The following is a 12,266-nucleotide window of genomic DNA, read 5'->3' as shown; positions in this document are numbered from 1 at the left end:
CTGGTTCTCCCGCGCGCCAAGCTCTGCCGATTGATCATCGCCACCCGATTTGGACGACGTACAGAGGAGAGGTCATGCCCACGGGCGCTTCCTTTATCGATTTTGGCAGCCCGGTCCTCCGGCCGCGCGAGTTGGACGTCCGCTGGATCCACGGCTCACCGTCGTCCAAGCACAACACCGACCCGGACATCCAGGTCTACGCGTACGACGAGCACACGGTCATCCTGCGGCAGAACATGGCGATCAACTACGAAGCGCCGTTCCTGTTCCTGCTGTTCGGCAACACGCGGGCGGTGCTGATCGACACCGGAGCCACCGCGTCGCCCGAGTTCTTCCCCCTGCGCCGTGTGGTCGACGAGATCGTCGAGGGCTGGCTCGCCCGGCACCCCCGAGAGCACTACCACCTGCTCGTGCTGCACACGCACGCTCACGACGACCACATCGCGGGCGACAGCCAGTTCGCCGACCGCCCCGACACCACCGTGGTCGACGCAGCCCTCCCCACGGCCTGGCAGTACTTCGGCTTCGACGAGGACCCCACCGCCCTGGCACGAGTTGACCTGGGAGGCCGCACGCTCGAGTGCCTGGCCACTCCCGGGCACCACGAGGCAGCGGTCACGTTCTACGACCCGTGGACCGGGATCCTCCTCACCGGCGACACCGTCTACCCCGGCCGGCTCTACGTCCAGGACTGGTCCACCTTCGCCCGGACCATCGACCGCCTGATCGAGTTCTGCGAGCACAGACCGGTCACCCATGTCCTGGGCTGCCACATCGAGATGACCACCGAACCGGGCGTGGACTACCCGGTCCGCACCACCTACCAGCCCCACGAACCCCCGCTGCAGATGACCACCGGCCACCTGCACGAAATCCGCGCCGCACTCAACGAGATCGCCGACCAGCCCGGCCGACACGCCTACCCGCACTTCGTCATCTGCCCAGACGACTGAGCTACGCACTCGGCGCCGGCAGGCGGGCAGTGCAGACCAGTGAGGGCCCCGGCGAGACCGCGCCGACCGTACACCGACGTCGGCGTCCCCTACGTGGACGCCGACCTCCTCGTGCTGGGCAACTCCCCAATGGACGACATCGCGGAGGTCGCCATCTCCGGGTTCCCGTAGTAGGCGTCGGGGCCATGTTTGCGGGTGTAATGCCGGTCCAGAAGGTGACGGGGAGGCGGGCCTGAGGGAATCAGGGCCAGAGTCCGCAGGGCGATATCGGCAACGGCCTCACAGATGATGGCGTGTTCCAGGGACTTGCGGGCGGTGGGTCCCCAGGTGAAGGGCCCGTGGTTGGCGACGAGAGCGGCGGGGACCTCTGCAGCCTTCCCATCGTCCTCCCTGAGCATGTCCACGATGACGCGGCCGGTGTTGTACTCGTAGTCCGTCGCACACTGCTCCGGCGTGAGGTCAGGGGTACAGGGAATCGGGCCGTTGAAGGTGTCGGCGTGGGTGGTGCCCAGGACCGGTATGTCGCGCCGGGCCTGGGCGAAGGCGACGGCGTGGGTGGAGTGGGTGTGGGTGACGCCGCCGATGGAGGGGAAAGCCAGGTACAGGCAGCGGTGGGTCTCGGTGTCGGTGGAGGGACGCAGGTCGCCGCCGACAACGGCGCCATCCGACAGCCGCACGGTCACCAGGTGATCGAGGGTGAGGTCCTCATAGGGCACGCCGGAGGGCTTGATGACGAACAGCCCTGCTTCCCGGTCGATCCCGCTCACATTGCCCCAGGTCAGGGTCGCGAGACCGACCTGAGGTATGGCCAGGTTCGCCTCCAGCACTTCCTGCCGCAAGCCGTCCCGGACGGTGGTAGTCATGGGTAGTGCTCCTTCGTGCCGTGGGGCGTCACAGGGCCTGGGCCAGTCGGTGGTAGGCGGCGTTCCAGCGGATCTCCTTGGCGAACTGTTCGGTGCTGGTGTTCTCGTCGATGGTCAGCAGTTCGACGCCGGTCATGGCGGCGAAGTCGCTCAGCGTCTCCAGGTCGACGGCGGAGCTGAGCACCGTGTGGTGCGGCGCGCCGGCCAGCAGCCAGCTCTCGGCCGACTCCGCCAGTGACGGACGCGGCTTCCACACTGCCCGGGCGACCGGGAGCCGGGGCAGCGGCCGGCTGGGGGCGACCACGTCCACGGCGTTGGCGGTCAGCCGGAAGCGGTCGCCCACGTCCGACAGGCCGACGACCACGGCGGGTCCGGACGCGGCGTCGAAGACCAGGCGGACGGGATCCTCACGGCCGCCGATGGACAAAGGGTGGATCTCCAGGCTGGGCCGGCCAGCCGCGATAGAGGGGCAGACCTCCAGCATGTGAGCGCCCAGGATGCGCGGCTCGCCGGGGCCGAGGTGGTAGGTGTAGTCCTCCATGAAGGACGTGCCGCCGGGCTGTCCGTGACCCATGACCTTCAGGGTGCGCAGCAGGGCGGAGGTCTTCCAGTCGCCCTCGCCGCCGAAGCCGTAGCCGTCGGCCATCAGCCGCTGCACCGCAAGGCCGGGCAGCTGGCGCAGGCCGCCGAGGTCTTCGAAGTTGGTGGTGAAGGCGGTGAAACCGCCGTCGGTGAGGAAGGCGCGCAGGCCGAGCTCCTGGCGGGCTGCATAGAGCAGGGCGTCGTGGCGGATGCCGCCGGGGCGCAGGGCGGGGACCACGTCGTAGGACTGCACGTACTCCTCGGCCAGTTCGGCCGCCGCCTTGGCCTCGACGGCGTCGACGACGGCCACCAGGTCGTTGACGGCGTAGGTGTTGACGGAGTAGCCGAAGCGCAGCTGGGCCTCGACCTTGTCGCCCTCGGTGACCGCGACCTCGCGCATGTTGTCCCCGAAGCGGGCCAGGCGCAGGGAGCGGGCTGCGTGACGGCCGGCGGCCGCCCGCGCCCAGGCCGCGACCCGTCTGACGACCCGGGGGTCCGTCGCATGCCCGGCGACGACCTTGCGGTTCACGCCGAGGCGGGCCTCGATGTGGGCGAACTCGCGGTCGCCATGGGCGGCCTGGTTGAGGTTCATGAAGTCCATGTCGATGCTCGACCAGGGCAGCGACAGGTTGTACTGGGTGTGCAGGTGCAGCACCGGCCGGTCCAGCGCGCTCAAGCCGGCGATCCACATCTTGGCCGGGGAGAAGGTGTGCATCCACACGATCACCCCGACGCAGGTGTCGGAGACCGTGGCCTCCTGGCACATCCGCCGGATCGACTCCGCGTCACTCAGGACGGGCCGGGACACGATCCGCAGCGGGATCTCCGCGGCCGCGTCGAGGCGTTCGGCGATCTGCCGGGACTGGTGGGCGACCTGCGCCAGGGTCTCCTCGCCGTACAGGTGCTGGCTGCCGGTCAGGAACCAGATCTCCTGGCCGTCGTAGGGCTGAGCATGGGTCGTCATGGCGATGTCCTTTCACAAGGGTGGTTCAGGCGGAGGCCTCGGCGCGCAGACGGCGCAGGCGGTGCAGGCGGTGCATGACGTCGTTGGTGCCGCGCCCGAAGTAGTCGTGCAGCAGCCGGTATTCGGCATAGAGGCGGTCGTAGGCCAGGGCGCGGTCCGGGTCGGGCTGGTACACGCCCCGCTCGGCCTTGCCCATCGAGGCTGCGGCGGCCTGGATGTCCGGATACGCCCCGGCCGCGACCGCGGCGTGCATGGCCGCGCCCAGCGCGGGGCCCTGGGCGGAGCCGATGATGCTCAGCGGGCGGCGGGTGACGTCGGCGTAGATCTGCATCAGCAGCGCGTTCTTCGTCAGACCCCCCGCGATGATCAGCTCATCGACCGGCACCCCAGACTGCTCGAACGCCTCGATGATGGTGCGCGTGCCGAACGCGGTGGACTCCAACAGGGCCCGGTAGACATCCTCCGGACGCGTCGAGAGGGTCTGGCCGACGATCACACCGCTGAGGTCGTGGTCGACCAGGACGGAGCGGTTGCCGCTGTGCCAGTCCAGGGCCACCAGGCCGTGTTCGCCGACCTTCTGCCCGGCCGCGAGATCGGTCAGGTACTCGTGCGGACTCTGGCTGGCCGCAGCGGCCCGCTCCGCGTACTCCGCGGGGAAGCCGGTGCGCACGAACCAGGCGAAGATGTCCCCCACTCCGCTCTGCCCCGCCTCGTAGCCCCACAAGCCCGGCAGGATCCCGCCGTCCACCACCCCGCACATACCGGGGACGGTGCCGTACTGGTCGGAGCTCATGATGTGGCAGGTGGAGGTGCCCATGATGGCGACCATCTGTCCGCGTTCCACAGCCGCTGCGGCGGGTGCGGTGACATGGGCGTCGACGTTGCCGACACAGACCGTGATGCCCTCCGGCAGCCCGGTCCAGGCCGCCGCTTCGGCGGTCAACGTGCCTGCCGTATCGCCGAGTTGCCCGATAGGCTGGTCCAGCTTGTCCGTGACGAAGCCGGCGAAGTCCGGGTGCAGGGCCGCCAAGTAGTCAGACGAGGGGTAACTCCCCTGCTGGTACTGGCCCTTGTACCCGGCGGTACACGCGTTGCGCACGTAAGCCCCGCACAGCCGCCACACGATCCAGTCCGCCGCCTCCACCCAGCGCTCCATGCGCCGGTAGACCTCCGGATCCTCCTCCAGCACCTGCAGCGCCTTGGCGAACTCCCACTCCGAGGAGACCTTCCCGCCGTACCGCTCCAGCCACGGCTCCTTGCGCTCCACGGCCAGCGCGTTGATCCGGTCGGCCTGCCCCTGCGCGGCATGATGCCGCCACAGCTTCACATAGGCGTGCGGACGAGCGGCGTACTCCGGCAGCTCACACAGCGGCGTCCCGTCCGCCAGCACCGGCAACACCGTGCACGCCGTGAAATCCGTGCCGATGCCGATCACCTGCTCCGGCCGCACACCGGCAGCCGCCAGCGCCTCCGGCACCGCATGGCGCAGCACATCCAGGTAGTCCGAGGGCACCTGCAGCGCCCAGTCCGGGGGCAGCCGCGTGCCGTCGGGCAGCTCACGGTCCAGGACCGCGTGCCGGTACGGGTGCTCCGCCGACGCCAGCTCCGCGCCGTCGCGGACCCGGACGACCACAGCGCGGCCGGAGAGGGTTCCGAAGTCGACCCCGACGACGTAGGCGTCTGGGTGGGGTGCTTGCTGGTGGGCGGGGTTCATTACGGGGAGCCCTTCTGTTCCAATACGTCGAACGACATTCGAAGTTCCGAACGAGGGAATGCACTTTCAAGGTCCGGCCGGGGCCCTCCAGAACCCCGGCCGTCCATTACGATCAGCTACTCAGCGGTGCGACCGTGATGCGGTCGAGGTCGGGCGCGTACGCCGACGAGTTGCCGAAGGAGATCGTGTTGGTGCCGGCGTTGAGGGTGACGGGGACGGGGAGGTCCCAGAAGTTCGACCAGCTGTAGGAGTTGCGGAACATGACTGTCTGGGTGGTGCCGTTGACGGTGATGTTCGCCGCCCTGGAGATGATGTTGGTGTTGTAGTTGCCAGAGCCGGCGACTTCGTCGTTGGCGTAGCGCACGTTCATCACGTAGCGCCCGGCCGCGGGGGCGTTCACCTGGAAGGTGAGGGTGTTGCCGGAGCCGTTGCCGATGTAGCCAACCTCCTTGCTGCCGGAGGCCCAGGTGTTGCTGGAGACCGCCGCGGTCCCGGCGCGGGTGGCGTTCTCCGCCTCATAGGCTGAGACGCCTGTGGTGTCCACCGTTCCGGTGACGCGCAGGTCTCGCAGGGTCAGGCTGCCGGCGCCCGGACCGGTCGCGGTGATGCGGTTGTTGCCCGCCGACAGGTACAGCTTCATGGACTTGTCGGTGAGGCTGCCGGAGGTCGACGCCAGGGTGGCGGCGGTGGCGCCGTCCAGGGTGAGGGTGCCGGCGCCGGTGGAGGCGTAGTCGGCGTGCACGGTGTAGTAGCCGTCGGTCGGGGCGTTGACGTCGAAAGCGGCCTTGTCACCGGAGCCCAGTACCAGGGCGCCGGCGCCGCTGATGCCCGAGGCGGAGTAGTCGTACGACGGGGATCCGGTGATGTCGGCGTACGTGGCCGGGTAGACGGGGTCCGGGGTGGGCGAGGCGGTGACGTCGATCTTGTCGAGGGTGACCTCGTTCGTGCCCTTGGCCAGGGTCAGGGTGTGGGTGCCGGCCGAGAGGGACACGGGCACGCTCGCCGTGGCGCGGTAGGTCCAGCTCAGGGTTGAGCCGTAGGTGACGGTCTTCGCCGAGCCGCCGTCGACCGTGAGGGTCTGGGTGGCGGGTGCTCCGGACTGGTTGCCGTAGAAGACGTTCACGTCGTACGTTCCGGTGGACGGGACGTTGACGGTGAAGTCGACCTTGCTGGTGGACTGGTTCAGGCTGCCGACGTCCTTGCCGCCCGAGGTGGCGAGGTCGCTCTGGGTGTAGACCGAGCCGTTGGTGATAGTGGCGTTCTCCGCCTCGTACGACGCAGACCAGGGCAGGCTCGCCGCGGTGGGCGTCCCGGTGCCGTCGGGGTTGACGGTGACGCGGTAGGCCGACATGGCGTCCAGCCCGGTCAGCGGCACGGTGACACTGCCGTCGGCGGCGACAGTGGCGGTGGTGCGGGACACCACGCCCGGCGCGGCGGCCGACCCTTCGTAGCCGCTCCAGGCGGTGCGCTCCACCGTGACGTTTACACTGCTGCCGAACGACGACGGTACGTGCTGGATGACGGTGTCCACGGATCCGGAGGCGCCGCCGAGGAGCACCTGGGCCTGCTTGCGGCTGGTGTCCAGCGACGCGATGCCCTGGAGGGTGTCGGCGGTGTTGGGCTGTGGCGGCGTCACCTTGACCGTCTGGCCGCTCAGACCCGCGTACCAGCGCAGCAGCCACCAGTTGCCGTTGGGGATGTTGGTCTGGGCGTTGTTGTCGTTGAGGTTTCCGGCGATGCCCCAGTACGCCTGGTCGGCGTAGACCTTGTTCCGCTCGAACATCGAGACCCACTGGACCATCTGACCGGGCACGGATTGGTCACGATGGCCGGCGTACTCGTCGATGTCGACCGGCAGCTTGGTGATGCCTGCGTTCGTTTCGATGGTCCGGTAGGCGGCGAGGTGGGACTCGAAGTTGGACAGGGAGCTGGTGCCCAGTTCGTGCCAGGTCGTCACGTCCGGCAGCACGTTGCTGGCCTTGGCCCACGGGTAGAAGTCGCCCATGAGGCGGGCGTCCCACTTGCTCTCGTTGGGACCGGCGATCCGGGCGTTCGGGATGATCGACCGGATCTTGTTGTAGACGGTGGTCCAGTCGCTCTCGAAGCTGTTGCGTGCGTTGGTATAGGTGGTCGTGTTGGAACTGCCCAGCCCCGAGTACCAATTGCCGTCGGGCTCGTTGAACGGCACCCACACGAAGTCGGCCGCGTCGGAGCGCGCGGCGACCTTGCGGACCATGGTGTCGACCTTGGACAGGTAGTCGCTCAGGCCGAGGTTCTCATACGGCCACTGGGCGTAGATGTCCTGCATGTAGATGTAGACATCGCCGCCGCCGTTGCGGTCGTAGGAGGACTTGACGGCGAGGGCGTCACCGTTGGGGTGCTGCGCGCCGTCGGGTGCCTTCTGGACGATCGAGGTCATGTGCAGGGGAGCAAGCAGGCTGTCACCGGGGACGCCGTCGTCGCTGAGGCCGTACAGGGTGCCGTTGGCGCCGTGCATGACGGCGCCGGTGGTCTGGCCGAGGTCGACGGTGAGCTGGGGGTTGGCCGCGTGGGCGGCCGGGCCGGTCAGGGCCGTACCGATCAGGACGGCGGTGAAGGCGGCAACGCCCGTCAGGCGCCGGACTGTTCCTGATCTGTGCTTGGTTCGAGGCATGCGTGTCCTCCGCCTACCGCATCGTTGCGGGAGGATCGTGGGCGGTACCGGGGGTACCGAGGGGTGAGAGGCCGGGGCGTGCGGGGAGTCACGCCCCGGGGATCAGGGGCGCGGGGCTACTTGACGGCTCCGCTGGTGATGCCGGCGACGACCCGGCGCTGGGCGACGACGAAGACCGCCACCATGGGAAGGCTCATCATCACGACGTAGGCGAAGATCAGGTGCCAGTTGTTCAGGTACAGCTGGGCGTTGGCGACCTGGTAGAGGTTGAGCGGCAGGGTGGCCTTGGAGCCGCCGCCGAGGACGAAGAACGCGTAGAAGATGTCGCTCCAGGCGAAGAGCATCACCATGATCGTCGCGGTGGCGATGACCGGCCGCAGCAGGGGCAGGATGATCTGGAAGAAGACCCTCGGCGGGCCCGCGCCGTCCATGCGTGCCGCCTCCTCCAGTTCCTCGGGGAGGTTGCGGATGAAGCCGGTCATGAAGAAGATCGACGTGGACAAGTACATCCCGGTGTAGACCGCGATCATTCCCAACTGGGTTCCGGCGAGGCCGAGTTGCCGCAGCTCCATGACGATGGTGATCACCGCGGGCGGCAGCAGCAGTCCGCTGATGCTCAGTGCGTACAGGGTGCCCACCAGGCGGCCGGTACGGCGGGCGAAGACCCATGCGGCACCGGCGCCCAGCAGCAGGACGAGGATGACCGAGGGGACCACGACCAGCAGGCTGTTGACGAAGCCCTGGATGACCTTGCCCTGGTCGAAGGTCTGCCGGTAGTTGGCGGCGGCCTGCACGTGGTGCGGCAGCGACAGGTTCGGCTTGATCGCCTCGGCCTGGGGCTTGACGGAGGTCACCGCGACGAGCCAGAGCGGGATGCCGATGGTGACGGCGGCGATGACCACGACGACGGCCGGGCGCACCCAGCGCGGCAGGCTCGGGCGTGCCGGGGCGAACGCGGATACGGCGGTCACTGGTTGTTCTCCCTGCGACGCAGACCGACGATGACGGGTACGGCCAGGACGACGACGATGAGGAACAGCACCAGGCTCATCGCGGACGCCTGCGCGTACAGGCCCTGTCCGAAGACACGGAACATGTAGATGTTGAACACCTCGGTCTCGCTGCCCGGGCCGCCGGCGGTCGTTGCCTGGACGATGTCGAAGGTGTTCATGGAGCCGATCAGGGCGGTGGTGACGTTGAAGGTCACCGCCGGCGCCAGCAGCGGGAACCTGATGGACCAGAAGGTGCGCCAGGCGCCTGCCCCGTCGATGCGGGCGGCCTCCAGGACGTCACCCGGCATGCTCTTCAGACCGGCCAGGTAGATCAGCATGGCCAGCCCCATCCACTTCCAGCCGTGGATGAGGGTCACCACGACCAGTGTCCAGGTCGTCGACCCCAGCCAGGGGGTGTCGACGTGGTGTCCCATGAGGGTGGACAGGACGCTGTTGAGCGCGCCGTCCTGGGCGAGCAGGGCGCGGAAGATGTAGCCGACGGCGAGGGCCGAGATCAGCACCGGGAGGAAAAACACGGCGCGGAAGAAGCGGTTGAAGCGGGTGTCGCGCTCCAGCAGCAAGGCCAGGGCGAGTCCGAAACCGTTCTGGAAGAGGGCCACCAGCACCGCGTACTCGACGGTGATGCGGATGTCCCTCAGCATCGAGCCGTCCTGCAGGACGCTGCGGAAGTTGGACAGTCCGGCGAAGTGGATGTCCGGGTGGAACGCCGACCAGTCGGTGAACGGGTAGACGAAGTTCAGCAGGTTCGGCAGCAGGAAGAAGGTGCCGAACACGGCGAGCGCGGGCAGGGCGAACCACCACGGCTGGTTGGGCTTGCCGCGCGGCCGGCGACGGCGCGCGCGCCCGGACGGACGGCCCGCTTCCTTGCTGGGGTGGACGTCGGTGACGCCGAGGGTGGCTGTGTCCGCCACTTCTACCTCCGGTGGGTGGCCCCGGGCTGTACGGCGGTGAGGGAGCCCGGGGCGGGGCTGGCGAAGGGGACGGAGGGTCAGAAGCCGGACACGCCGCGCGCCTTGAGGACCTGCGTGAACTGGTCCTCGGCGGCCTGCGCCACCTGCTCCGGCGTCTTCTTGCCGTAGATCATGTCGGCCAGGGCGAGGTGCATGTCGGGCGCGGTCAGGGCCTTGACCTGGAACACGCCGGTCGCGGTGGAGAGGGAGTCGGCCTGGGCGATGGCGGTCTGGGGAAGGCCGGCGGGGTTGGGTACGGACGGCTCCACCGAGACGACCTTGTTGGCCTTGATGTAGGCCGGGTAGTCCTTGCCGAGCCAGAAGGACAGGAACTGCCGGGCGGCGTTCTGCCGCTTGGCGTCACCGGTGTTGAAGGCGACGACACCGTTGGTCTGGTCGGGCGAGTACAGGCCCTTGGCGGAGCTGTTGGAGACGGGGAACCAGCCCAGCTTCTGGTCCATCTCGGCGGTGCTGGCGGTGGCCTGGATCTCGCTCTGCAGCGAGGTGACGTTGACGGCCATGGCGGCGCTGCCGTCCAGGATGGCCTTGCCCTGGTCGACGAAGGTGGCCGTCTTGTAGTTCTTCTGCGCCAGGCCGCCGTCGAGGACCTTCGCCTTGTACTTCTTGATCGCGTTGACGATGACCGGGTCGGTCCACTTGGCCTGGTTCTTGTTGAGCTTGTCCCAGAAGCTCTGCGGCAGGTCGGTCATCTGCAGCTGGACCTGCCACTGCAGCGGCCACTTGTCGCCGCCGACCTCGAAGAACGGGGCGACGCCCGTCTTGGACTTGATCGTCGCGGCGGTGGCGAGGAGGTCGTCGTAGCTGGTGGGCATCTTGGTGATGCCCGCCTTCTTGAAGACGTCCTTGTTGTAGTAGACGCCCAGCGAGGCCGGGCTGGTGACGATGGCGGCGTAGCGGTGGCCGTCGACCTGGCCGAGGCTCTGCTCGGTCGTGCCGAGCTTGGAGACCCAGTCCTCGTTGTCCAGTTGGAGCAGGTTCTTGGCCGGCTGGATGAACGGCAGGGTGCTGCCCGTGGGCTGCCAGAACATCAGGTCCGGCTTGTCGCCGGAGGCGAGCTTGGTGGGGACGTTCGACTCGTAGGGGTCGGGTATCACCTGGGTGGTGACGGTGGCTCCGGTCGCCTTCTCGAAGGCGTCGATGACCTGCTTGGGCTCGGTGACGCTGTTCTGCGCCACCCACATGGTCAGCTTGACGCCCTTCAGGCTCGCCGTCGCGTCGACCGATCCGGTCGGGGCGGCGCCGGTGCTGCCGGCGGTGGCGTCACTGCAGGCGGTGGCGGCCAGTCCGAGGGCACACACGACGGCGAGGGAGGAGACGGCTCTTTTCATGGATCTTCCTTAGGCAAGCGAGGGTTGGCGGAGCGGTGTCGTGAAGGGGGGTGACGGTGGAGGCGGAGCAGAGGCGTACACGGGCCCGGATCATGCGTCCCGGCTCCCCGTGCTTTCGCGCCGGACCAGTTCGGGGCCGGCGAGCGTGGGCTCGGGCGGCTGGAAGTCGGATTCCAGCTGACCGCGCAGGAGCCCGAAGGCGGACCGGCCCAGCCCCTGGAAGTCCAGGCGCACCGTGGTGAGCGCGGGTGTGATGAACTGCGAGTGGGGGGCGTCGTCGAAGCCGATGACGCTGACATCCCCGGGGACGGACCGGCCGGCGTGGTGCAGGGCGCGCAGGACGCCCAGGGCCAGGTCGTCGTTTCCGCACAGGATCGCGGTGACGCCAGGATCACGGGCGAGCTTGCGGCCGGCGTCGTAACCGGCCTGGGCGTCCCAGCCCTTGCCGGTGGGAGGCGGAGGGGTGACACCTGCGGCCACCAGGGCCTGCCGCCAGCCCTCGGCGCGGGGTGCCGCCGAGCGCCGCGAGCCGGTGGACGCGGGAATCGCGACATAGTGGACGGTTTCGTGACCGAGGTCAAGCAGGTACTCGGTGGCGGCGCGGGACGCCGTACGGTCGTCCACCCACACCGCCGGACGCGGAGGTGTACGGCCCGGCGGCGGGGCTTCGACAGCCGCGGCGCAGGGCACGTTGGACGGGACCCGGTCCAGGGCCGCCGCGCCGAGCCGATCGAATCCGATCACCACCAGCCCGCCACCGGCCGCGGCCGCGGTGGCGATCGTACGGTCCAGGTCGTCCTCCGGGGTCAGGACCCGGACGCCGACCGAGTAGCCCGCGGCGCGGGCGGCCTCCTCCAGGCCCTGCAGGGTGGCTGCGTAACCGTAGAGGACGGTGTTGGACGTCAGGACCGTGACCGTCTTCGTGACGCCGCTGGCCAGCGCGAACGCGGTGGCGTTGCGCCGGAAGCCGAGGGCCTCGATGGCCTCCTCGACCCGGCGGCGGGTCTCCTCCTTCACGTTCGGGTGGTCGTTGATGACCCTCGAAACGGTCTGGTAGGAGACGCCGGCCGCCTGGGCGACATCACGGATACTGGCGGGCTTCTGCTGGCTCCCCTGCGGATCAGCAGGGCCGCCGGAGCTTGTGTGACCGGTCACAACCATGCGAGGATTGTGAGCGGTCACAACACGGCCGTCAAGAGGTCGCAACCACGGCGTTACCCATCCG

Annotated in this window: 9 protein-coding genes; 1 reads left to right on the top strand and 8 read right to left on the bottom strand. The window is 68.7% G+C overall.

Translation table 11 applies throughout. From position 1 onward, the window contains the following. The first annotated feature begins 74 nt into the window (after nt 1-74). On the top strand, nt 75-953 hold the full coding sequence (locus tag GRC12_RS04420) for an MBL fold metallo-hydrolase (RefSeq protein WP_208777475.1): 879 nt from the start codon (nt 75-77) through the stop codon (nt 951-953). An 89-nt stretch (nt 954-1,042) separates the two neighbouring features. Here GRC12_RS04420 and araD read toward each other — a convergent pair whose 3' ends face one another. The 8 genes from araD to GRC12_RS04380 all read right to left on the bottom strand — a co-directional run bounded on the left by araD (nt 1,043) and on the right by GRC12_RS04380 (nt 12,202). Continuing rightward, nucleotides 1,043-1,816, bottom strand: coding sequence for an L-ribulose-5-phosphate 4-epimerase AraD (gene araD, locus GRC12_RS04415; RefSeq protein ID WP_208777474.1), 774 nt, complete (start codon nt 1,814-1,816; stop codon nt 1,043-1,045). Nucleotides 1,817-1,844: 28 nt separating this feature from the next. Next, a complete protein-coding gene (gene araA, locus GRC12_RS04410; protein WP_208777473.1) occupies nt 1,845-3,362 on the bottom strand; it encodes an L-arabinose isomerase in 1,518 nt (505 codons plus the stop codon). A gap of 25 nt (nt 3,363-3,387) precedes the next feature. Beyond that, nucleotides 3,388-5,076: a ribulokinase gene (gene araB, locus GRC12_RS04405; RefSeq protein ID WP_208777472.1), complete on the bottom strand. Its 1,689-nt coding sequence runs from the start codon at nt 5,074-5,076 to the stop codon at nt 3,388-3,390. Nucleotides 5,077-5,188: 112 nt separating this feature from the next. Beyond that, nucleotides 5,189-7,729, bottom strand: coding sequence for a CBM35 domain-containing protein (locus GRC12_RS04400; RefSeq protein WP_208777471.1), 2,541 nt, complete (start codon nt 7,727-7,729; stop codon nt 5,189-5,191). 116 nt (nt 7,730-7,845) lie between these two features. Continuing rightward, nucleotides 7,846-8,700 carry a carbohydrate ABC transporter permease gene (locus GRC12_RS04395; RefSeq protein ID WP_208777470.1) on the bottom strand — a complete coding sequence of 285 codons (855 nt, stop codon included), beginning with the start codon at nt 8,698-8,700 and terminating at the stop codon, nt 7,846-7,848. Then, a complete protein-coding gene (locus GRC12_RS04390) occupies nt 8,697-9,653 on the bottom strand; it encodes a carbohydrate ABC transporter permease (RefSeq protein WP_208777469.1) in 957 nt (318 codons plus the stop codon). The genes GRC12_RS04395 and GRC12_RS04390 overlap by 4 nt, the downstream gene beginning before the upstream one ends. A 77-nt stretch (nt 9,654-9,730) precedes the next feature. After that, nucleotides 9,731-11,041 carry an ABC transporter substrate-binding protein gene (locus GRC12_RS04385; RefSeq protein WP_208777468.1) on the bottom strand — a complete coding sequence of 437 codons (1,311 nt, stop codon included), beginning with the start codon at nt 11,039-11,041 and terminating at the stop codon, nt 9,731-9,733. Nucleotides 11,042-11,131: 90 nt separating this feature from the next. Further along, a complete protein-coding gene (locus tag GRC12_RS04380) occupies nt 11,132-12,202 on the bottom strand; it encodes a LacI family DNA-binding transcriptional regulator (RefSeq protein WP_208777467.1) in 1,071 nt (356 codons plus the stop codon). Nucleotides 12,203-12,266 lie beyond the last annotated feature (64 nt).

It is taken from the genome of Streptomyces griseorubiginosus, from assembly GCF_017614965.1.
Taxonomy (GTDB): domain Bacteria; phylum Actinomycetota; class Actinomycetes; order Streptomycetales; family Streptomycetaceae; genus Streptomyces; species Streptomyces griseorubiginosus_B.
This window is presented reverse-complemented; position numbering and strand designations above follow the sequence as displayed.